15 protein-coding genes and 1 tRNA gene are annotated in these 22,001 nt (G+C 60.1%); 6 read left to right on the top strand and 10 right to left on the bottom strand.

Features of this window, described 5'->3' with window-relative positions; translation table 11 throughout:
* Positions 1-39: 39 nt before the first annotated feature.
* The 9 genes from ACSQ3F_RS03165 to ACSQ3F_RS03125 all read right to left on the bottom strand — a co-directional run bounded on the left by ACSQ3F_RS03165 (position 40) and on the right by ACSQ3F_RS03125 (position 17,016).
* Positions 40-1,455, bottom strand: a complete 1,416-nt coding sequence (locus ACSQ3F_RS03165) for an aminotransferase class I/II-fold pyridoxal phosphate-dependent enzyme (RefSeq protein ID WP_436098885.1) — start codon at positions 1,453-1,455, stop codon at positions 40-42.
* Complete coding sequence (locus tag ACSQ3F_RS03160) at positions 1,452-9,041, bottom strand: SDR family NAD(P)-dependent oxidoreductase (RefSeq protein ID WP_436098884.1); 7,590 nt, start codon at positions 9,039-9,041, stop codon at positions 1,452-1,454. The genes ACSQ3F_RS03165 and ACSQ3F_RS03160 overlap by 4 nt, the downstream gene beginning before the upstream one ends.
* Before the next feature lie 318 nt (positions 9,042-9,359).
* On the bottom strand, positions 9,360-9,617 hold the full coding sequence (locus tag ACSQ3F_RS03155) for a hypothetical protein (protein WP_436098883.1): 258 nt from the start codon (positions 9,615-9,617) through the stop codon (positions 9,360-9,362).
* A gap of 578 nt (positions 9,618-10,195) precedes the next feature.
* Positions 10,196-10,543 carry a slr1659 superfamily regulator gene (locus tag ACSQ3F_RS03150; RefSeq protein ID WP_436098882.1) on the bottom strand — a complete coding sequence of 116 codons (348 nt, stop codon included), beginning with the start codon at positions 10,541-10,543 and terminating at the stop codon, positions 10,196-10,198.
* 14 nt (positions 10,544-10,557) lie between these two features.
* A complete protein-coding gene (locus tag ACSQ3F_RS03145) occupies positions 10,558-11,118 on the bottom strand; it encodes a slr1658 superfamily regulator (protein WP_436102019.1) in 561 nt (186 codons plus the stop codon).
* A 3-nt stretch (positions 11,119-11,121) separates the two neighbouring features.
* Positions 11,122-13,482: a SpoIIE family protein phosphatase gene (locus ACSQ3F_RS03140; RefSeq protein WP_436098881.1), complete on the bottom strand. Its 2,361-nt coding sequence runs from the start codon at positions 13,480-13,482 to the stop codon at positions 11,122-11,124.
* Positions 13,479-14,657 (bottom strand): methyltransferase domain-containing protein, encoded by a 1,179-nt coding sequence (locus tag ACSQ3F_RS03135; protein WP_436098880.1) that lies wholly within the window; start codon positions 14,655-14,657, stop codon positions 13,479-13,481. Before ACSQ3F_RS03135 ends, ACSQ3F_RS03140 begins: the two co-directional genes overlap by 4 nt.
* Positions 14,654-15,172: a ubiquinone biosynthesis methyltransferase UbiE gene (locus tag ACSQ3F_RS03130; RefSeq protein ID WP_436098879.1), complete on the bottom strand. Its 519-nt coding sequence runs from the start codon at positions 15,170-15,172 to the stop codon at positions 14,654-14,656. Before ACSQ3F_RS03130 ends, ACSQ3F_RS03135 begins: the two co-directional genes overlap by 4 nt.
* 167 nt (positions 15,173-15,339) lie before the next feature.
* The gene (locus ACSQ3F_RS03125) at positions 15,340-17,016 is read right to left on the bottom strand and encodes a putative bifunctional diguanylate cyclase/phosphodiesterase (protein ID WP_436098878.1); all 1,677 of its coding nucleotides are present in this window, start codon (positions 17,014-17,016) and stop codon (positions 15,340-15,342) included.
* Positions 17,017-17,229: 213 nt separating this feature from the next.
* On the opposite strand from ACSQ3F_RS03125, the gene ACSQ3F_RS03120 reads away from it, so the two are divergent.
* Positions 17,230-17,553: a hypothetical protein gene (locus ACSQ3F_RS03120; protein WP_436098877.1), complete on the top strand. Its 324-nt coding sequence runs from the start codon at positions 17,230-17,232 to the stop codon at positions 17,551-17,553.
* On the opposite strand, the gene ACSQ3F_RS03115 is transcribed toward ACSQ3F_RS03120, so the two are convergent.
* Positions 17,532-17,606: transfer RNA gene (locus tag ACSQ3F_RS03115), tRNA-Thr, on the bottom strand. The genes ACSQ3F_RS03120 and ACSQ3F_RS03115 overlap by 22 nt on opposite strands.
* Before the next feature lie 155 nt (positions 17,607-17,761).
* Between ACSQ3F_RS03115 and ACSQ3F_RS03110 the strand changes: the two genes are divergently transcribed.
* The 5 genes from ACSQ3F_RS03110 to ACSQ3F_RS03090 all read left to right on the top strand — a co-directional run bounded on the left by ACSQ3F_RS03110 (position 17,762) and on the right by ACSQ3F_RS03090 (position 21,936).
* A complete protein-coding gene (locus tag ACSQ3F_RS03110) occupies positions 17,762-17,995 on the top strand; it encodes a hypothetical protein (protein WP_436098876.1) in 234 nt (77 codons plus the stop codon).
* A 271-nt stretch (positions 17,996-18,266) separates the two neighbouring features.
* Entirely contained in the window at positions 18,267-19,559 is a 1,293-nt protein-coding gene (gene murA / locus ACSQ3F_RS03105; RefSeq protein WP_436098875.1) for a UDP-N-acetylglucosamine 1-carboxyvinyltransferase, read from the top strand.
* A gap of 107 nt (positions 19,560-19,666) precedes the next feature.
* On the top strand, positions 19,667-20,107 hold the full coding sequence (locus tag ACSQ3F_RS03100; RefSeq protein ID WP_436098874.1) for a DUF2948 family protein: 441 nt from the start codon (positions 19,667-19,669) through the stop codon (positions 20,105-20,107).
* Between the two features lie 57 nt (positions 20,108-20,164).
* Positions 20,165-21,469 carry a histidinol dehydrogenase gene (hisD, locus tag ACSQ3F_RS03095; RefSeq protein WP_436098873.1) on the top strand — a complete coding sequence of 435 codons (1,305 nt, stop codon included), beginning with the start codon at positions 20,165-20,167 and terminating at the stop codon, positions 21,467-21,469.
* Positions 21,466-21,936 (top strand): UPF0262 family protein, encoded by a 471-nt coding sequence (locus ACSQ3F_RS03090; protein ID WP_436098872.1) that lies wholly within the window; start codon positions 21,466-21,468, stop codon positions 21,934-21,936. Before hisD ends, ACSQ3F_RS03090 begins: the two co-directional genes overlap by 4 nt.
* Positions 21,937-22,001 lie beyond the last annotated feature (65 nt).

Below are 22,001 nucleotides of genomic sequence, written 5' to 3'. Positions count from 1 at the left end.
GTTCATTGAGGTTCGCGTGCCTGTTCGGAGCCGTCAGGCTTAGCGGGAGGCGAGCATCTTCATCATCTGTTGGATATCGATCGACGCGAGGCCGAAATTCCGTTCGGTGAGGTCCTTCAGCTTCTCAGCCGTCAGCGCCACCGTCTGGCGGATCTGCTCCTCGGTGTGCTCGCTGGTGATGAAGAACCGCAAGCGCGCCATGCCTTCCGGTACGGCCGGGTGAATGATCGGCAGTGCGTTGACGCCGGCGGCGAGGAGATCGTTGGACAATTGCACCGCGCGCAGCGAATCGCCAACCAGGACCGGAACCACCGAAAAGCCGCCGCTCAAGCCTGTGTCGAGGCCGGCTTCCTGGGCGAGTTTGAGGAAGAGTGCGCCGTTGCGCTTCAATGCGGCAGCGCGCTCCGGTTCCGTCTCCAGAATGTCGAGGCTGGCGATCGCGGAGGCGGTCAGCACCGGCGCAAGGCCGACGCTATAGACGAAGCCGCCGGCTGTTGCCTTGAGGACGGCGGCAAGGGCGCCGCTGCCAGCGATATAGCCGCCGCAGCTCGATGTCGTCTTGGACAACGTGCCCATCCAGATATCGACCTCGCGCGCGTCGATGCCGTAATGTTCGAACGTGCCCCGGCCGCGGCGCCCGAGAATGCCGAGCGAATGGGCTTCGTCGACCATTAGCCAGAAACCGTATTCCGCCTTCAGCTTGATGATCGCCGGCAGATTGGCGACGTCGCCGTCCATCGAATAGACGCCTTCAACAATCACCAGAATGTGGCGATAGTCACCGGCAACCGTGCGCAGCACATGCTCGAGGTCACCGGCATCATTGTGTTTGAACAGGCGCCGCGTGGCGCCCGACAGCTTGATGCCGGCAAGCGCGCTGTTGTGGATGAACTCGTCGTGGACCACGAGGTCCTTCGGCCCCATTAGGCAGCTGATCGCCGCGACATTGGTGAGATAGCCGCTGACGAAGCAGACCGATGCTTCGACGCCGTAAAAGGCGGCGATACGCTCTTCGAGCTCAGCATGGACCGGGCGCTCGCCGGCCACGAGGCGGCTCGCCGAAGCGGAGATGCCGAAGGTGTTGATGGTATCGCGAGCCTGAGCGAGCACATGCGGGTGCCGGTTGAGGCCGAGATAATCGTAGGACGCGAAGTTGATCAGCTTGCGGCCGTCGATCACCGTCGTCGCTCCCGCCGCCGTCTGATGGGCCCGGTAGAAGGGGTTGTCGATGCCGAGCTGTTCGCTCGCAACCTGCTGCGTCAGGACCTGCTTGTATTCCGGCAGGTCCTCGAATTTGGTTTGCTTGCGCCTGACTGGCGGAGGAACGTCGCGCTCGGAGCGGGCCATGCGGTTTTTTTCCGAAGACTGATGCGTGTTGCGCATCCGGTCCAGCAGATTTTCCTTCAGGCTGCTGTTCATCTTCGAAACGCTGTGATGTTCCTCGTTCTTGCTCATTGGCTCGCTGCCTTCTCCGTGCCAGTGCCGGTGCCGGTGCTGGTGTGACGTTGGGCGAGATCGTTAACGATCTTGTTGTCGGCTGGCTCGTTGTCGTCTTCGCTGCCGTGATCGCGCTTGCTCACCTTGTCATAGAGCTTGCGGGCGACATCGCCGACGGTCGTATTGTCGGCAACACCGCTCAGCGGCATGTCGAAGCCGGTATTCTGCTGGAAGCTGATTCCGAGTTCCACGGCCATCAGACTGTCGAGGCCAATTTCCTTGAGGACCTTGGCGCGCGAGATCGTATCCTTCGAGACGCGGAGGATGGCAGCGATTTCGCCCGCCACCAGATCATAAAGGATGTCTTCGGCTTCCTGCGGCGATTTGCCTTCGATCATTGCGACGAGGTCCATCGTTTGGCCGTCGCTGCCAGCGGAATGCTGGTCGGCGGTCCGCAGGATGACCTCGAACAGGGTGTTGCGAACAACCGGCAGGTTGCGAGCCGCTGCCCAATCGAGCTCCGAGATCATGGCCACAGCTGCGTCGACCGTGCCCGGATCGGAGCGGATGTAGTTCTCGACTTGATCGAGTGCGGCCTGCGCCTTCAGCGCCGTCTTGCCGATGCGCTTGGACAAGAGATCGTTGACGTCGGTGTTCTGAGCCAGATAGCCCTTGTCGGCGATCGCACCGAAGCCGATCGCCAGACCCGGCAGACCTTCAATCCGGCGCGCGCGAGCAAGGCCTTCGAGATAGCCGTTGGCGGCCACGTAGTTGGCCTGACCGGGATTGCCGACCAGCGTCGTTGCCGAGGAGAACATGATGAAATGTTCAAGCGTGTCCGAGCGTGTCAGCTTGTCGAGCACGGCGGCGCCCTTGGCCTTCACGTCGATGACCGGGCGGTTGCGTTCGCGGTTGAGGTTATTGATCAGCGCATCGTCCAGCACCATGGCCGCGTGAACGATGCTCTTCAGCGGGCCGATCTGCCGGAGCGCCTTGAGCAGCTTGTCTGCAGCCACCTCGTCGGTGACGTCACAGGCGTGTACGGTCGTTGAAACGCCCTTGTTCTCCCAGCGCTTGATGGTCTCCAGGGTTTCGATATCTGCGACACCGCGGCGTGTGGCAAGCGCGATGTTGCGTGCGCCCTTGTTCACCAGCCAGTTTGCGGCCGCAAGGCCGAAACCGCCGATACCACCGACGACCAGATGAACGCCGTGGCCATCGACCGACATGCGGCGAGCCGGCCGGTTGGCAACGTCATCGCGTCCGGCGACAGGCGGCAAGACAACGATCTTGCCGATATGGCCGGCATTCTGCATCAGACGGAAGGCATTGCCGATCTCGTCGAAGCCGAAGGCGCGGTAGGGCAGGGGCACGAGCTTGCCCTCCTCGAACAGCGCGCCGATCTCGGTGAAGATGCGCTTCGTCAGGTCCGGCGCATTGACCAGCAACTGGTCGGCGTCGATACCGAAATAGCTGATGTTGCGTCGGAACGGCCGCAGGCCGATCTTGCTGTCAGCGTAATAGTCGCGCTTGCCGAGCTCGAGGAACCGGCCGAATGGCTTCACCAGCGACAGGCTCTGTTCCATCGCTTCGGAAAACAGTGAGTTCAGCACGAGGTCCACACCCTCGCCGCCGGTCACGCCGCGAATGTCGTTGACAAAGGCGAGCGAGCGGGAATCGAAGACATGATCAGCGCCGAGCATCTTCAGGAAGCGGCGCTTCTCGCGCGTTCCAGCCGTTGCGATCACCTTGGCGCCGGCAAGCTTTGCCACCTGCAATGCGGCCAGACCCACGCCGCCGGCAGCGCCGTGGATGAGAATGGTCTCTCCGGCGCGGATGCGGCCTAGCTCCATCATCGCGTAATAGGCGGTGAGGAACGCGACCGGCACGGTTGCGGCGGCTACGGGGCTGACGGTTTCCGGCAGCTTTGCAACCCCCGACCGCGAAACGACGGCATGGGTGGAGAAGGCCGCAGGCGCGATCGCCATCACGGCGTCGCCGACCGAGAGGTCCGTGACACCGCTGCCGATTGCCACGACGTGGCCAGACAATTCCATGCCGATGGTCGCGCCGGCAAAACCGTCTTCGAGTGCCTCTTCCGGCAGAAGGCCCATGGCCCACATGACATCACGGAAATTCAGGCCCGTGGCGGCAACTTCAACAACGACATCGTCAGGGCCGGCCCGTGGGATATCGCACTCTTCCCAGGCGATGCTGCCGACCTGCGAGCTGACACGCTGGCGGATGGTCGCCGCCTTGAAGGCGCTCGTCCGGCGCAAGGTCTGATCGACCGGCCCGGGAACAGCGCGGATTTCCGAAAGATTTCCGGTCGTTCCGTCCAGCAGCCATTCGCGGTTTGCGCTTTCGTCGGCCAGCATCGCGATTGCCGCGGCAAGCTGATTGCCGGCGGTTGCCTTGGCGCCGGTGAAATCGAGCGTATGGATATCGAGGAAATCATATTCGTTCTGCAGCACGCGGGTGAATGCCCACAGACCGCTGTTGATGCTTGAGCCGGGTGCATCCTTGCTGCGCGAAGCCGCAGTGACCGGCGAACCGCCGGGAGCAACGATCACCAGACGCGGGCGATGTCCGGCGGCGGGTTCGGTATTGGAATAATACTGGCGCAGCGCCTCGGCAAAAGCGCTCAACGACAGCACGCGGTTTTGCAGCACGGCGGAATCCTGGGTCCGGTCACCGGCGGTCGCCGACGACAGGTAGACTGCGCGCACCGGCTTCTCGTAGAGCCCTTCGATTGCTTCCGCGATTTTATCCTTGTCGGCATCGAGATCGCCCGTCAGTTGAACCGGGACGAGGGGCGCCTCGATCGCATCCTTACCCGTGGGCAGGACGCTGTGAAGGCTTGAAACACTGCCTTCGTGGAGGACGAGCACGGGGTTCACAGCCTCCGTGGCTGATACCTCCGCCACCGGCGCGGCATCGGTGAACTGGCCGCCCTGTGCTTCGACCACAATGATATTGCCATGCGACAATTCGTGGTCTTCGATCGAGATGTTGCGCAGTCCGAGATCGCTCAGGCATTTCTGCCATTGCGTCACTGTCGGCAGCTTGCCGATCGGGAATTCGATCGCCTGGCTGCGCGCGAACCAGCCCTCGATCAGTCCGAAAGCAAAGTCGCTGAATACCGTCGGCGCATTGGTCGCAGCGACGAGCGCGCCATTTTCCTGCAGGCAGGCACGCATTGCATTGCGGATCGCGACGTCTTCATCGACCAGAGTGAAAATCGTATCGGAGGCGCTGACGACGAGATCGAAAGGCGGAAGAGTCGCGAAAGCATCCTTCTTCAGGACACGCACATGCGCGTCTTCCTCAAACGCGATTTCGAGATTTCGCTGTGCATTTTCGCGCGGTTCAATCACAATCAGCGAGGCGTTGTACTTGGCAACCAGCGTGGCGAGCCGGCGAGTGAAGCCGGCAGATACGGTACCTGCCTCGACGATCCGTAGATCCGTCTTGGCGCCCGCGAGCGCCTTTTCGACTGCGGACAGGACCAGATCCATTCTTCGACGGGTGGATTCGGAATGAACCGTCTGATGGTCGAGCGTCGCATCGCTGACGAAACCCTGCGGCTTGGCGGCGAGGTCAGCCTCGTCGCCCGATATTTCGGAGGCAAACAGGCTGTCGATGCGGTCCAGCGCTTCGGCATAGGCATTGTTGATCAAAACGGCTTCGACAGCGCGTTCCGAGCGTTCGCTGTAAAGTTCCTTCAGGATGTCGCCGACCGGGGGCAGCGAGAACTCAGGCGCGATATTCCAGCTGCCGCCCTTATGCTTGCACAGGCCTGCATCTTCCAGAACATAGAGACAGTTGGCCAGGAAGCACCGGAAGGCGAAATCGCCGGGCAGCGACCGTGTGTCGATCTGGCCGGTTCCCTTGCCGAGCTTGAGCGCGATTTCGTGGCAGGCGCGATAGATCGCCGCGTTGAAGAGCAAGGTCGTGTTGTCGATGCCGGTATCATCGGTGGCAGTGATCAATGGGAGAGGCAGGGCCTTTCGCGGGGCTGCTGCCAGCGGAGCGGCGCGGCCTGAAGGCACTGCCTCGTAGTGGAAGGACAGCATGTCCAGCGTCTTGTGCTGCCGCAGATAGGTCCTGCGGAAACGGCAATCGTCGAAAGCGGCGATGATTTCGCCGCCCTTGCCGAAGAAGCGGAACTTCGCCTTGATCGAATTGGCGCTGATGCGCTCGATCTCGACCAGCGCCCGTTTGACGGTCAGACCCGAATTGGTGACGCGCACCGACCCGAAACGCACCGGGATATAGGGCGCACCGCCGGTCTCGCCGGTAAAGCGGTCGAAGAGTGCAACCAGGCCATGGAAGGTCGCATCGACGGAGATCGGGTTTAGGCTGTAGGAAACGAAGGGGTGCCCTGCTTCCTTCGGATCTTTCAATTCGACATCGATGAGCCGGTCGCCATAGGAGACGGCACGCGCCATCAGCTGGAACCGCGGACCGTAGTCGAGGCCGAACTGGCGGGCGGTTTCATAGGCCTTGGCAGGCGTTACGGTTGCCGTTTTCTCAAGGCCGGCGAACAGGTTTCCGGAGGCGGGCTCATCCGCAGGAATGGGCTTGCGGCTGCGCGCCACGGCGTGCACGGCCCAATCGTCCTCAGACAGCCGCTCGCGCGAACGGATCTCGATATCCCCGGTCTCGGGCGAGAGGATGGTCGATAGTTCCATCATCCGGTTGTCGGCAAGCTCCAGCGGCCGGACAATTTCCAGATTGGTGATGTCGACGTCCGGCGTGCCGTAATACTGCTGCGCGGCGGACACGGCGATTTCGATGAAGCCGCTGCCTGGCAGGATGGCCTTGCCATCGACGACGTGTTCCGCAAGATCCGGAAACAGATGCGCATCGATATGGTTCTTCCAGCTGCCGCTGTTCGGATCGGCGCGCCAGCCAGCCAAAGTGTAAGGGGTCTTGGAGCCACGGCCGAACAGATCCGTTGAATCGCTGGTTGTTGCCGGACGCAGTTCTGTCAGCTCGAACGGCAGGTTCGGCAGACGGACGAAGGCGTTGCGCTTGCCGAACAGGCGGGTTTCATCAAAGGCGGCACCGTGAGCGATGGCACGTGCCATGGCACGCGAGATCGGGTCCCGACCCGTTTCGCCGGCGTCGCGCAGCAGTGTCGGCACGACCATGCCCGCGGCGGAGGACTGCTTCACCGTTTCCTTCAGATAGGACGACAGGATCGGGCGGGGTGAGATTTCGATGAACAGGCTGCAGCCGAGTTCGATGGCAGCTTCCGTTGCTGCCTGGAAACGGACCGGTTCGCGGACGTTTTTCCACCAGTAATCGGGGTCGAGCTGCGTGCCATCCAGCCGGTCGCCGGTGACGGTGGAGAGATAGGCGAGTTCCGATTTGCGCGGCGCGATGTCCGGAATGTCGGAGAGGAACGCCTTCTTCGCCTGATCAATGATCGGGTGGTGGAACGGATAGTTGATGTCGAGAATCTGGACCGGAATCTTGGCTTTGCGCGCCGCGTCGCGGAAGGCAGAGACTTCGTGCGCCGGGCCGGAGATCGTCACAGAGTTATGGGCATTGACCGCGGCAACACAAACCTGCTCGAGGCCGCGCGCCTTGGCAAAGGCGTTTGCAGCCTCTTTGCTGAGCATTGCCGCGGCCATCGTTCCCTGACCGGCAAGCAGGTCCTGGTGCAGCGAACGCTTGGCAACGATCGCAACCGCATCGACGAGCGAAAGGGCGCCGGCCGCATAGGCCGCGGCGATTTCGCCGACCGAATGGCCGAAAACAGCCGTCGGCTTGATGCCCATGGCGACCAGCGAATCGGACAGAGCCGCCTGAACGGCAAACAGCAGTGGCTGGGCAACCTTGGTGTCAGCAAGTTTCTTGTCCAGATCCGGATCGGTGAGCAGGTCGATCAGCACGATATCCGAGTGGAACTTGAACAATGCGCTGACGGAGGTGAAACACTGGCGGAAGTGCAGGTTCTCGCGGAATGCCTCCACACCCATGCCTGCCCATTGCGAACCGTTGCCTGAGAAAACGAAGGCAACCTTCGCATCCTTCGTCACTGCTTCGCCGGTTTCGCCGATGTCGGACGCAGGCTTTTCGAGATGGCTGGCGATGGCGCGGACAATGTCTTCCGGATGATCGCTGCGCGCGGCAAAACGGTAGCGCATCTGGGTGCGGTTGGCGCCGGACGCAGCCACGATGGAGCGCACTTCCTCCTGCGAAGCCTTGGCGAAGGTCGATTTGTACGACTTCAGCAGTTCTTCCAAGCTGTTGACGGTATGGGCGCTCGCCATGAACACATGGCCGGTGGCGTTGTTGCGGTTGCGCTCGTCCTGAACCGGATCCGGGTCGCTGATGACGACATGGGCATTGGCACCGCCGAAGCCGAAGGAATTGATGCCGGCGAGACGGGCGCGCTTGCCGCGGAGCAGTTCGATCGGGTTCGCAGTGACGCGAACGTTCAGTCCATCGAAGTCGATATTGTCGTTCGGCGTATCGAAATGCAGCGAGGCGGGCAGATAGTTGTTCTCAAGCGCCATGACGGCCTTGAGCATGCCAAAAAGGCCGGAGGCGGGCTCGGTATGGCCGATATTCGACTTGATCGAGCCGATCGGAACCGGCGCACGGCGATTGGCGCCGACCACAGTGCCGATCGACCAGACTTCGGAGGGATCGCCCACCTTGGTGCCGGTGCCATGGCCTTCGACGAAGGCGACCTGATTGGCATCGATATTGTTGCCCTCGTAGATCGAACGCAGCAGGTTGGCCTGGGCTTCGCGAGATGGTAGCGAAATGCCGTTGGTGCGGCCGGCGGAATTCACGCCGGTGGCGACGATCTTCGCGTAGCTGCGGTCCTTTTCGTGACGAGCCCTGTCCGAGCGGCGCAGGATGAAGACGACGCCGCCTTCAGCACGCACATAGCCGGCGCCATCATTGTCATAGGCGCGGCAAAGGCCCTCGGGCGACAGCATGCGCGCCTGGGCAAAGCCGACGAACGGAAGCGGGTGCGCCAGAATATTGACGCCGCCAACGATCGCCGTATCGATTTCACCGGCATTCAGCGCCCGCATCGCCTGGTCGAGCGCGACCAGCGACGAGGAGCAGGCGGTATCGATCGTCATGCTCGGGCCGCTGAGACCGAAGATATGGGAAATGCGATTGGAAACGATCGAAAGCGTGTTTCCGGTCATGAAATAAGGTCCGGCTGCGGCCGGATCCTCGACAGTCAGGTTGGCATGGTCGAGGCTGGAGGCGCCGATATAGACGCCGACATTCTCGCCATGCAGCGACGGAATCGCGATATTGGCATCTTCCAGCGCGCGCCAGGCGAGTTGCAACAGGACGCGCTGCTGCGGGTCCATATACATGGCCTCGCGCTGCGACATGCCGAAGGCAGCCGGGTCGAAATCATAGATGCTGTCGAGCACGCCGGCCGCAAAGGAATAGGTCTTGCCCTGGTTGCCAATGACCGGATGCCAAAAGCGAGCAAGATCCCAACGGTCCGAAGGTATGCGTGTGACGGTGCATGTCCCCTGGCGCAAAATTCGAAACAACGCCTGCGGCGAATTGGCCCCGGGGGCGAGACATGCACGCCCTATAATTTCAACTGTCATATTTTATCGAACGCTCTAAACTGCTGTGAGTTACCCTGCTGATTGCATCTAACACGCGAAAAAGCAATCGGAACTTCTTTTCGCGACCCCGTCGGATCGACCCCTCTTCACATCGAAGCCAGCTATATTAGTGTCCTTTTAACCCATGTTCTCCAGCTTTCAACCCTGTTATGCGAACATACATGCGCCCCACAACACTTATGGAAACACATCGTAACCGTTGTGGAGAAGCTGGAGTTGGACCGGGGGAAAACACAAACGCGACACGCACCTCCCTTGGCGCGGCCGACCTAAACATTTTGAAGTTAGCATCCTCGTTTAATCAAAAATAATATCGCTTTTGATATCGCGCCGGATAAGTTTCAGCGATCTGTCCGGCTGAATGATATAGGTCTCGTAGGCGATGCCGCTACCATAGCGGAATGAATTGTGCACGACGCTACCGATCGGCGATTTCGTCAGCTTGGTGCGCGGCTGGCCACCATAGGTGATGCTGCCGGGCACGGGCTCGACCTCCGGCGTGGTGCATGAGGCAAGCATGAGGGCGGCTGCACTCAGGACAGTGAGAGATTTCATTGCGGCCTACTCCGTAACGACGCTCACTGAGCATGTAACGTGATTGCCGGCACGTTCAAGATGTAGCGGAAGTGTCGGTTGCACTGAAGCGGAAGTGCGGCGAAGTGGAAGGCAACGAAGCGGCAAAAGCGCAAGTGTTGTGATGATGAAATAAGCGCCGTCGTCGATCGTTGCCGTGCCACCGCGCGAATTCCAGCTGACGCCCATCAGTGTTTGGCGTTATCCGAATTTGAGGCTGGAAACACGAAATGAAGCTGACCGGACCTGATCGAAGCACGCTCGATCAGAGCCTTGTGCTCTTCCCGCATCGCCCGCGAACGCTCCCTGAAGGCCCGCGATTGTGCGAGTACCGCCTGAGTCCGCTCAGTAATTTCATCGATATGGCGCATCACTGACCTCAAGATTTTGCCGCACTATCTGGAGAACCCGCGGCCAGCGCACCAGTCTTCGCGGCGCGTCTCCTTGTTTGTTCATGTTATGTTCTGTTTTGGGCAAAATGTCAAGAACGCCGGAATTCTTGGTCTACCTGACGTGCTCCCCATCTTAGAAACGCCCGGAAGTTCCGGTTCGGGGCGATCCTAAGCCGGGGAGCACATCGTGAGCTCAATCCCGGGATGCAGCTTCTTCAGGTTTGGAAGTGACTTTGATTGCCATGGATATTCCGACGTTCCGCGCACTGTCAGATGGACATTTGGCCTGTTGCGCGCTTCGATGGTGAGCTTGGCAAGCAGGTTGATCCCGGAGGAATTGAGAAACTGCAGTCCCGTCAGGTCTATGGTGACGCGATCTGGCTCGGCCTCAAGAGCGCTCATGACAAGGGCGAAAATCGGGGCATAAGCCTCCGCACCCGGCAGGCGCATGGTCCCATCGAAGTAGATTTCTTTATCTTCTGACCAGACGCGATATTCTTCGTCCTTGATTTCCATATTCTCTCTGCCCATCAGTTCGAGATGTCGGGGACGGTGATAGACGCATAGGTTTCCAGCGGGATTTTGCTGTCCTGTTCCCCGGAGCCAAAAACCCATGCAAAGTGAGCACCATAATCGCTCATGAGTGTCAGAAGTCCAAGCCCTGATTCGCTCGCTCGCGCGTGCGCCGCATTCGCTTCGATCCGCTCTATGAGGAGATCGCCGGGATCTCCGGTTGTGATTTCTGAAAGCAAATGCTGGAAGCGCTCGGCCGCTGCCTTGTCGATGAAATTTGAAACCTTCGCCCGAAAGGTGTTGGCCTCGATCGAGGCTTCCACAAGTATTTCGCCGCCCTGGCGGAATTTTACGGCATTTTCGATGAGCTCATTGGTCACGTAGCCAATGTTGTGCCGCACCTCTCTGTAGAGGCCGCGGGATGCGCGGTAGCGCAACGCGGCGAATTCGGCGACAAAATCCGCCGTAATTCCGCAGTGCTTGAAGCTGAGATCCAACGGTCCTTCGAAGAGGCGAAGCCGGGTGACGTTTTCGCCCGTTCCGATCGTCAGGTCCGCCAGTCCATATAAGGTCGTCATCATTCACCTGTGTCTCATGACTACGAGGGTGATATCGTCATGGATTTTCTGCGTGCCAATATGCACCATCAGATCCTTGATGATCCCCAATTTGACGTCCTCAGCGCTTCGCCCGTATAGCTGACGCGCGCTTTCGCAAAGCCTCTCTATGCCAAAAAGCTCCCCATCCCGGTTCTCTGCCTCGGTGACACCGTCGGTGTGGAGAATGATCATGTCACCGTGGCCGAATGAGATTTCCCGTGTCGCCACGAACGGCGAGATATCCGGCTCCAAGCCGATCGGCAAACCGAGATCAAGGGTGTCGATCCGCTCCACCTCTCCGAAATTCCGGACCACAATCAGTTCCTCGTGCTGTCCGGAAAGCGTCAGGCGTCCTCCCTCATAGTCCAGGAATGCGAGGGACAGATGCTTGTTGGTGCTGGTCCTGACGACATTCTTGTAAATGGCACGGTTGACACGATTGAGAAATTGCGACGGGTCCATGTCGCCCGCTTCCTGCAGAGCCCGCGCAACCGACTGAACCATCAACATCAACACGCCGCTTTCTAGCCCATGCCCGGTGACGTCGCCGATGCCGATTTTCAGCCGCCCTCCATCGCTTAGAACATCATAATAGTCGCCGCCGACTTCATCGGCGGGCCGCATGTAGGCTGCAATCTCCATATCCCTGATTTCTTCGAGTTCGTGAGCCTTGGGCAGAACCATCATCTGGATCCGGCGGGCGACGGCCAGTTCAGCGCCAAGGCGCACATTCTCGCTGCGCAACTGCGTGTTCAATGCCGAGATCTGCAGGTTCGCCTCTTCGATCTCCTGCGTGCGGTCCTCCACCAGTTGCTCAAGATTCTCGGTATGAAAACTGATCTGCTCAGCCATGCGGTTGAAGGCGGCACCGGCCTCGCCGACCTCGTCGCGGGTTGGAATGGCGACCCTGACGGAATAATCCTGGGCCTGGATGCGCTTGGCCGCACCGGCGAGCGCACTGATGCCGCCGGTTATGCGCTTGGATATCGCGAACACGGCCGCAATCACGAAAAGCAGAGACACCAGCAGCGCCAGGATCTGATAGATCAGGATCCTGTTCGTGGCCTCTGAAATTTTCGCCTGTGCGGCAAACAGGGATGCATAGATCTCGCGTTCGGGCACGACGATGCCAAGCGACATGGTTTCGCGCCGAACGGGGCCGGACAACCACAGGTTCGTCGGCTGCAGGTGCTTCACGACGACCAGATAGGGTACCTTCTCGCCGTTTTCGTCGAGCATGATATGTTGCAGCAACCCATCCTGATCCAGGGGCAATTGCGCAATCTGCGGCTGCACGCTCCGGCGCAAAGAGCGGTCGAGACCCGTCACGCCTTCACTGTTGCCAGCGCTCGATGTCTGAAGGCCGATCACCTTCTCCCCCACCGGGTTGATGGCGACAACATTGCCGTCCGACATCGTCAGGAAACCAAATCCATGGTCGGCGACCTTGACGTTCTCGACGATCTCGGCCAGCTGGTCGAGCGTAATATCCGCTCCAGCAGCACCGGCCACCCGTTTGCCATCGCTTGACCGGAGTGGCTGGAAGAAACTGACGATGAGTTTGCCCGTGATTGCGTCTGTATACGGTGCCGTTTGCGTGATGCTGTCACTTACCGGGCGCGATCCGGGGTCTTGTGCCCATTGTTGCCACGACTCGTAAAGACCCGGGAAGAAGAAGGTCCAGAAGTCTGCCTCATTGTGACCTGGATAGAGCCTGTCGAAAGTCTGAGCTTGATCCGTATAGGGCGCCGTTCTGAAGATTGGCCGCTCCCTCGGACCGATATAATACATCTGCAGCTTCGACCGGCCGTTTGCCAGCAAGCTCGGAACAATGAGGTCCAGGACAGCGCTGTTTTCGATCTCCCTCTGGACGTCAGGACGCGGGACGTGATTTGAATCGAGAAGATATCCCCAGACGCTGACAACAGACAGAGGTCCAGGTCGATTCTGAGCCCACCGCCCCTTCGCATCGTAGGCGACGGTCACCGCTTCGGGGGCGCCACGGGCCATCGCTTCCCCAATCTGAGTCTCTCTCGCGGGGTGGTCGATCTGCGCTTGCAGGACGCCGGCCAAGGTACCGACGTCGGAATGCACCTGATCCAGGAGCAGATTGACGCGGGCGGCCGTCCCTTCCGCGTAGGAGCGGATGTAGTCCTGGTTGGCCCGCTCTAGACCTTGCCCGACCTCCGCCGTGGCATCACGGGAAAGCCTCTGGACATTCCAGAGCGCTAGGCCGCCGCTGACGAGCAGATCGAACAGCACGGCGCTCCCCACGACAAGGACGAATTTGGCGCGGAATGAGCGCAGGCCGAAGCGGGCTGTGTGTTGCAGAGGCGCGTTCATAGCGGTTTGCGTCCAGATGCCACCCAGATCGGCCAGCCGGCATAACCTTTGGGATGGAGGGCAGCGAAGATATGGTCTTGGAAGCCTTGGCGGAAGCGTTGGAGGAATTCCGGAGAATCGCCACGCTTTACGGCCATTTCGCCGGCATAGACATCTTCCCAGGCGGCGATAACGTCGGCGAAGTCCCGCGGGTCCCCGTCCAGGTTGGTGACCATGAACGACTCCACGATGATGTCGTCGAAGCCGGCGTCTGCAAGATACCGGCGGCTCTTGGGCCCCAGTTCTACGTCCATCTCGAAATGGCTGAACAACTTCGCGACCTCGTTGTACGTCCATTGAATGCTCTGTGATCGAGGCTCGCCGAGGCAGTGCGAATTTTTCTCGTTCGTTATGTATACCCGTCCTCCGGGCTTGCAGATCCGGTAAAGCTCCGCCAGAAGCGCGTTCGGCTGATTGAATATCTGCAGCGAATGGCGGCAGCTCACGAAGTCGAACTGGCTGTCCTCAAGCAGCATCTCGGATGCGTCGCCATAGGTATACTCGATGCCGGTAATGCCGAAACCGGCTGCCACGTCGCGCGCGTAGGCAAGACTTGCCTTCGAATGATCGAGCGCGACAATCCGTGCCGGCTGGAACTCCTTTTGGACAAGCACGGCGAAATCACCGATACCGCAGCAGATATCCGCCATGACGATACCCGGGCGCAGACCGTGACGCGGAAGGATGGCGCGCTCATGGCGCCACGTCATCTTGGTTTGCGTGCGCAGTATCGGAATAAAGCTCGCGTTCTCCACGAAGTTCTGGCCCGGGTAGAATTTGGAATCATAGACCTCGACCGTTATCTGTGGCTCGATCTCGTTCAAACGTGTGAACATCCGGGTGGTCCAGCCGACGACGCTCGAGGTCACGATCACGAAGCGAAGATCCGGTCTCGCCCGGCAGGCGTCGAGCACCACGCGCACGAAGACGTGGAAAGCGGTGTTGTTCATCTGAACGAGGCGTCTCACATTGATGTAAAGAACGCCTCGCACCTCGTTGATTGCTTCCTTGAGCATCGAAATGCTTGCTGCGATCTCGTCTATCGAGCGCGGACGGATCACCCCGGAAAGAGAGAACTCTTGGCTATTGGCGTCAAACTCTGCCTTGAACGGTATGGAAAGGCCCGTTGAGCTCAACTCACAATTCCTTCCAAAGGCAGATCGACAACGAGCGTTATAGACGGCGGAGCACTTTCGTCCAGATGAACCTGAGCGTCGAAATTGATCGCGAGGTCCAGAAGAACCACATCCTTGCTGGGTGCAAGGTCAGTGGATATGGAATCGAGATAGCGGGCGTAGGCGTCCTCCCGATGGGTTTTCGACACCGCTTCGCGATAAAACTGCCGGTGGCCAGGGGGGCAAGGAAAAGAGAGTCTCACCCGTTCCGTTGCGCCCTGCCGATAGATCATGCAGCCAATCTGGCCCTTCGGGCAGCCGCCACGAAACGAGAGCTCCAGAAGTTCGTTGAGGGCGGATGAGAAAAAATTCGAGTGCCGAACGGGGTCCGCTCGGTTGTGGCTGATCATTCGCGCCATGAAGGTCGACAACTGATCGCAATGGCGCCAATCCGAAAGGAAGGTCTCCATCTCCATCTCAAGCTGAAGCAAGGGTTGAAAGCCTGCTTCCGCGGGTTCTTTTGCGGCTATTTCCATGCCGATTCGTCCTCCATGAGCAAACTCTGCCACGGCGTCTCAAAACTCTCCACAGCGATTTTCGCGCAGCTGGACTTGCGGTCAGGGGCCGAAGGTCGCGCCGGCCCCGTTTTTTAAGTCCCGGACCGCGCGCCACCGAGGCGTACGACAGGGTGCGAGAAGCCCTGCTACAAGAATGCCAACGACGACTGGCGAAGGAAGTCCTCGATCGCTGCCGCGGGCATCGGAACGCCCAGGAAATACCCCTGCAACTGGTCGCATCCCTCCTTCTGAAGCCAAGTCATCTGACCTCGCGTCTCCACGCCCTCGGCGGTGACGCGCATTCCCAGGCCATGGGCGAGAGCGATTATAAATCGGACGATCGTCTGGCTCTTCTCATCGCTCTCGAGATCCCTGATGAAATATTTGTCGATCTTGATGGTGTCGAAGGGGAAGTTCTTGAGATAGCTCAAAGAGGAATAATAGGTCCCAAAATCATCGAGCGAAATCTGAACGCCGAGTACATTCAACGTATTGAGCGTATCCAGATTATTTGTCGTTCGCTCCAGCAACACGGATTCGGTGATTTCGAGTTCGAGGCGATCGGCCCGCAGACCGACCGCATCGAGTGTCTGGGCGACCCGATCCGTCAACCCTTCACGCAAAAATTCCGCCGGAGAAAGATTGACGGCTACCGTGAAATGGGCGGGCCAAGTCGCCGCCGTTCGACAGGCCTGCTCCAACACCCATTGCCCAATTTCGCTCATAAGGCCGTCGGACTCAGCCATGGGAATGAAGACACTCGGTGGGATCAGGCCGACCAGGGGATGGCGCCATCGCAAGAGCGCTTCAAAGCCTACAATCGAAAAGGCTGGTCTCACGAGAGGCTGATACTCGACGAAGAATTGCCCGTCTTGCAGGGCGGTCCGCAAGCTGCGGCGCAACATTTCGCGCTGCTCCAGGACGATGAGCATCGAGCGGCTGAACATCCTTGCACGACCGCGGCCATCTTTCTTTGCCGCGTAGAGCGCAATGTCGGCGGCCTTCATCAACTGCTCGATCTCGTTTCCGTCCCCGGGGGCGACGGCAGTCCCCACACTCGCTCCCACGAAGACATTGATGCCCTCGACCGTGAACGGCTCCTTGAAGGCGTTGACGAGCGCATCAGCCAAGCGCTCCGCCTCGCCAGGCTGGTCGACTTTCCACTGGATGACCGCAAATTCGTCGCCTGCCAAACGGTAGGCAACTTCCCGCTCCCCAAGCACGTTCCTTATTCGCTCCGCCGCCATTTTGAGAACGGCATCACCTGCTCCGTGGCCCAGCGTGTCGTTGATCGGCTTGAAATCATCAAGATCTATTTGCATGAGCGCCAGTTTCGCCCCGCCTGCCACCGGCAGGGTGCCCCGCAGCTGGTCGCTGAATTGGCGCCGGTTTGGCAATCCTGTCAGAACGTCATGGGTTGCCTGGTGAAGGAGAAGGGCGCGGTCGTTGTCGCTTTGACGGAAAGTCTTATGATAGCCGGCGCTGCTTTCCGTTTCAACGACCCCGATGCCGCGAGCCGTGCGAAAGATCAGCAGGATGAGACGCTCTTTGGTGTTTGCGTCTACAATTTCAACGCTTCGTGGTACGCCGCTCGCAACCACGAATTCTACAGCGGATTTGGGTTTGGGAGCCAGTAGCTCCGGATAGACATGCCACAAGGTTGCGTCGACCAGAGAGTCGACAATGTATGTTTTGCTGTGCCTTGGCGAGCAGTCAATGAGATGAAAGCTCTCGTCGTAAAGCGAGATAAGCTCGTCTTTTTGCGTGAAGGAATAACGTTCGACCGAAGATGAGGCAGACAACGTCCTATCAGCATCCCTCATTCTTGCCGCTCCCCTCTGTTGCGTGCCACCCAAGTAGTGCATGCACCAATCCGTCTGCGATTGCATCACATTCAGACGTTATTCCAACCTTGCCAGTTAATTCAGAACTATCGCGAAAAGTGTTATCGTCAATGCCGCTCGACCACAGAGAGATGCTGAAATCTCGCTGTTATCAGAGAGGTGGTCAGGGGCGATGCCGAGTCGGCCCCACGCTTGCCGCGGATTCTTTTAACATTTGCGACCAAAACACGCAATTTTGAGGATTGGTCAACGCAGGATACCGATGGACACTGGAAGGCAAGCTCGTCCGACGAATACGCCTTTGCCTGGATCGCCGCTCTCATCGTCATCACCGCCACCGTAATCAAGACCGTCCCGAAACGTCGCATGTTTCTCATCGATGAAACAAGAGCAAGACTGCCACCGCAACGCTCGCCGCGGCAATCCTTGAGAGAAACCGAGGTCGATCATTCGAACAGAGAAGTTAAAAAAATCTATGCTTTCCAGGAAATGAATGGTGCTGCTAGAGAGATTTGAACTCTCGGCCTCTCCCTTACCAAGGGAGTGCTCTACCCCTGAGCTATAGCAGCATCGTGCGGCGGGTCAGTGTTGTCCGGCGCGAGCGAGGGCCTATTGCCACAGCTTGTTGCGGAGCGCAAGCCGCAAATCTCACATTTCATTGGACAGGCTGGGGAAACCGCAGCGATACTTCCGGACTGCGCCATTTTGCGGTATTTCAGCGGTCATGCAAGACGAAGACGATCAGAGACGCAATGGCGATGCCCCGCCGCAGGGGGCCGGCAAGCATGAACGCGGGCAGGAGGCGCGGCGGCAGGCGGAAGCGCGCCGCGAGCGGGCGGCAAAGACGCTGCGGGAAAACCTGTTGCGGCGCAAGCAGCAGGGGCGGGCGCGGCGTGCTGGCGATGCCGATGAAACATCGGGGCTCCCTGCCGCAAAATCGGACGAATCTGCGGAATAATCGGCGGCATCACCATCGATCGGATCCGGGGGCGGATCGCGCGTGGTTGGCAAGGTTATCGCTTCAAGCCTTTCGCGTCCTGCCATAAGGTGAGCTGACGCGTTGAGGCGACATATAAGTCAGTGTCGGATGTCGTTTCCTCATCCATCCGGATGTGCTTCGCCGTCTTCGTTTCAATTTGCTTCTCATTTGACGGCACTTCCTTTATGGAGGCGCCAATCTCTCAAGAACGGAATGTCAGGAAAGGCGGGCGGCGCCCGTAAGGTACCCTATGGATCGCATCAGAATTACCGGCGGCAATGAACTTCGTGGCATCATCCCGATTTCCGGCGCCAAGAACGCCGCTTTGCCGCTGATGATTGCCTCGCTTTTGACGGATGACACACTGACGCTGGAAAACGTTCCGCATCTCGCCGATGTCGAGCAGTTGATCCGCATTCTCGGCAATCACGGCGCCGATATATCCGTCAATGGCCGCCGCGAGCGCCAGAGCGAAGGCTATTCGCGCACGATCCATTTCACTTCCCGCAACATCGTCGATACCACCGCACCTTATGAGCTGGTTTCGAAGATGCGGGCGAGCTTCTGGGTGATCGGCCCGCTTCTGGCGCGTGAAGGCAAGGCACGGGTTTCGCTGCCGGGTGGCTGCGCCATCGGCACGCGGCCGGTCGATCTGTTCATCGAGGCCCTGACGGCGCTCGGCGCCACCATCGAGATCGATAGCGGCTATATCAACGCGACGGCACCGAAGGGCGGCCTGATCGGCGCGCGCTACGTCTTCCCGAAGGTCTCGGTCGGCGCGACGCATGTGATGATGATGGCGGCGACGCTCGCCAACGGCACGACCACGATCGGCAATGCCGCGCGCGAGCCGGAAGTAGCCGATCTTGCCCGCTGCCTCAATGCGATGGGCGCGAAAATCACCGGCGCCGGCACATCGACGATCACCATCGAAGGTGTGATCTCGCTGTCGGGTGCGCGCCACCGCGTCCTGCCGGATCGCATCGAGACAGGCACCTATGCCATGGCCGTTGCCATGACTGGCGGCGATGTCGTGCTTGAAGGTACGAACGCCAAGCTGCTCGATACGGCACTTGAAGCCATCCGCCGTGCCGGTGCCGAAATCTCCGAAACCGAGACGGGCCTTCGCATCGTGCGCAATGGCGGCGGCATCAAGCCTGTGGACGTCGTGACCGATCCCTTCCCGGGCTTCCCGACTGATCTGCAGGCGCAGTTCATGGGCCTGATGACCAAGTCGAGCGGTATTTCGCACATCACCGAGACCATTTTCGAAAACCGCTTCATGCATGTGCAGGAACTGGCGCGTCTCGGCGCGAAAATCTCGCTGTCGGGCCAGACCGCCAAGATCGAGGGGGTCGAGCGCCTGAAGGGCGCGCCGGTGATGGCGACCGATCTGCGCGCCTCGGTGTCGCTGGTCATCGCCGGCCTGGTGGCAGAAGGCGAGACCATGGTGTCGCGCGTCTATCACCTCGACCGCGGCTTCGAACGGCTGGAAGAAAAGCTCAATCGCTGCGGTGCCAATGTGGAGCGCGTCAGCGACTGATCGGCCGCTTGCAACGCCACTTGCTGTTGCGGATTCGACAGCGGCGTCCTATGTCCTTTGTCACGACTGAGCCGCCTTTGGCGGCAGATCTAAAGGGATGAGATGGCATGGACGCATTGAAGCTGATGGGGCTGGATCCGGAAGACCTCGCGATCGTCTCGGCCCATGTGCAGGACGCGGTCTTCAAGGTATCGGGCCTCGCCTATGCGCCACGCTCCCGCCAGCTGTCGCTGGTGACCAACCGTTTCGTCTGGGAGACGGCGGAAGGGCGCGGCAAGTCCTTCGAGCGCCGCCGCAGCGTGCTTCTTTTCAAGCGTGTCAACGCCGTCCGCTCGATCGGGTTTGACCGCAGGGATGGCGAACAGGTGCTGTCGCTGCTCACCATCCAGTTCGAGCAGAACGGCGAGGGGCCGGATGGAACCGTCGAATTCGTCCTGTCCGGCGGTGCCTCGATCACGCTCGATGTGGAATGTATCGAGGTACAGCTTGCAGATACCGGTGGCGCATGGGAAACCGGTTTCAAGCCCCGCCATCCGGCCGGCGCCTGATCACTGGCCCGCCGGCCGCCGCACGCTTCTTTAGACCATCTACTAAGGACTTTTCCGTTGGCCATCCGCCTTGATTATCTCACGCCCGGCTTCGAAGAGCAGTTCGCAGCCTTTCTGACGACCAAGCGGGAAGTCTCGGAAGACGTGAATGCGACTGTGCGGGCGATCATCGATGACGTGCGCCTGCGCGGCGATGCGGCGCTGGCCGATTATACGAAGAAATTCGACGGCCTCGATTTCGCCGTGACCGGCATGGCCGTGACCGCTGGCGAGATCGATGCCGCGATCGAGATGGTTCCCTCCGAGGTTCTCGGCGCGCTGAAGGTCGCTGCGGTTCGGATCGAGGCGCATCACATCCGGCAACGGCCGAGGGACGATATCTACGAGGATTCGATGGGCGTCGGCCTCGGTTCGCGCTGGACCGCGATCGATGCCGTCGGGCTCTATGTGCCGGGCGGCACGGCAAGTTATCCAAGCTCGGTTCTGATGAATGCCCTTCCGGCCAGGGTTGCCGGTGTCGAGCGCATCGTCATGGTCGTGCCCGCCAATGGCGGCGTCATTAATCCGGCGGTGCTTGCCGCTGCGCGCATGGCGGGCGTCGAGGAAATCTACCGGATCGGCGGCGCCCAGGCGATTGCGGCCTTGGCTTATGGTACGGCGACGATCGCGCCGGTCGCAAAGATCATGGGGCCGGGCAATGCGTATGTCGCCGCCGCCAAGCGCCAGGTCTTCGGAACCGTCGGCATCGACATGATCGCTGGTCCGTCCGAAGTGCTCGTCATTGCCGACCGCGACAACGATCCGGACTGGATCGCCGCCGATATTCTCGCCCAGGCCGAGCACGATGTCGGTGCCCAGTCGATCCTGATCACCGACGATGCGCCCTTTGCCGCGGCGGTCGAGGCGGCGGTCGAGCGCCAGCTTCGCACACTGCCGCGCGGCGAAACCGCAAGTGCCAGCTGGCGCGATTTCGGCGCGGTCATCCTCGTGCCCGATCTCACCGTAGCGGTACCTCTCGCCAATCGCATCGCGGCCGAACATCTGGAACTTGCGCTCGCCCATGCCGATGCGATGATCCCGAAAATCCGCAATGCCGGCGCCATCTTCGTCGGCCGCCACACGCCGGAAGTGATCGGCGATTATGTCGGCGGCTCTAACCATGTGCTGCCGACGGCCCGTTCCGCCCGTTTCTCCTCCGGCCTCGGCGTGCTCGACTATATGAAGCGCACATCCATCCTGCGCCTCGGGTCCGACCAGTTGCGTGACCTTGGACCGGCAGCGATCGCGCTTGCCCGCGCCGAAGGTCTGGAAGCGCATGCGCGCTCGGTCGCCATCCGCCTCAATCTCGGGGGCGAGGGATGACGGGCAGCCACCGCCTCTGCGATGTCATGCTCGACGAAACCATCGGCCGCTCGACGCCCGACGTGGAGCACGAGCGGGCGGTTGCGATCTTCGATTTGATCGAGGAGAATTTTTTCGAACCGGCAGGCCACGCCGGCGGTCCCTACCGGCTCAACCTGTCGCTGATCGACTCGAAGCTCGTCTTTGTGATCACCACCGAGGCAGGTGCTGCCGTGGCGACCCATATCCTGTCGCTGACGCCGTTCCGGCGGATCGTGAAGGATTATTTCATGATTTGCGAAAGCTATTACCAGGCGATCCGCTCCTCGACGCCGAGCCAGATCGAGGCGATCGACATGGGCCGGCGCGGCATTCACAATGAAGGCTCGCAGACGCTGATGGACAGGTTGTCGGGCAAGATCAAGCTGGATTTCGACACGGCACGTCGCCTGTTCACGCTCGTCTGCGTGCTCTACTGGCGGGGATAGCCGTGACGGTCGCTGCTTCCCCCAACCTGCCGCAGCAGACCGGGAAAGCGCCGAAGTCGGTGCTG

The sequence above is a fragment of the Pararhizobium sp. LjRoot238 genome (assembly GCF_964252955.1).
In the GTDB taxonomy this organism is placed as follows: Bacteria; Pseudomonadota; Alphaproteobacteria; order Rhizobiales; family Rhizobiaceae; genus Pararhizobium.
This window is presented reverse-complemented; position numbering and strand designations above follow the sequence as displayed.

What these genes read in the sequence shown, in the direction of transcription:
- ACSQ3F_RS03165 (WP_436098885.1), bottom strand. Translation starts at nt 1,455, where the DNA reads ATGAGCAAGAACGAGGAACATCACAGCGTTTCGAAGATGAACAGCAGC.
- ACSQ3F_RS03160 (WP_436098884.1), bottom strand. Translation starts at nt 9,041, where the DNA reads ATGACAGTTGAAATTATAGGGCGTGCATGTCTCGCCCCCGGGGCCAAT.
- ACSQ3F_RS03155 (WP_436098883.1), bottom strand. Translation starts at nt 9,617, where the DNA reads ATGAAATCTCTCACTGTCCTGAGTGCAGCCGCCCTCATGCTTGCCTCA.
- ACSQ3F_RS03150 (WP_436098882.1), bottom strand. Translation starts at nt 10,543, where the DNA reads ATGGAAATCAAGGACGAAGAATATCGCGTCTGGTCAGAAGATAAAGAA.
- ACSQ3F_RS03145 (WP_436102019.1), bottom strand. Translation starts at nt 11,118, where the DNA reads ATGACGACCTTATATGGACTGGCGGACCTGACGATCGGAACGGGCGAA.
- ACSQ3F_RS03140 (WP_436098881.1), bottom strand. Translation starts at nt 13,482, where the DNA reads ATGAACGCGCCTCTGCAACACACAGCCCGCTTCGGCCTGCGCTCATTC.
- ACSQ3F_RS03130 (WP_436098879.1), bottom strand. Translation starts at nt 15,172, where the DNA reads ATGGAAATAGCCGCAAAAGAACCCGCGGAAGCAGGCTTTCAACCCTTG.
- ACSQ3F_RS03125 (WP_436098878.1), bottom strand. Translation starts at nt 17,016, where the DNA reads ATGAGGGATGCTGATAGGACGTTGTCTGCCTCATCTTCGGTCGAACGT.
- ACSQ3F_RS03110 (WP_436098876.1), top strand. Translation starts at nt 17,762, where the DNA reads ATGCAAGACGAAGACGATCAGAGACGCAATGGCGATGCCCCGCCGCAG.
- murA (WP_436098875.1), top strand. Translation starts at nt 18,267, where the DNA reads ATGGATCGCATCAGAATTACCGGCGGCAATGAACTTCGTGGCATCATC.
- ACSQ3F_RS03100 (WP_436098874.1), top strand. Translation starts at nt 19,667, where the DNA reads ATGGACGCATTGAAGCTGATGGGGCTGGATCCGGAAGACCTCGCGATC.
- ACSQ3F_RS03090 (WP_436098872.1), top strand. Translation starts at nt 21,466, where the DNA reads ATGACGGGCAGCCACCGCCTCTGCGATGTCATGCTCGACGAAACCATC.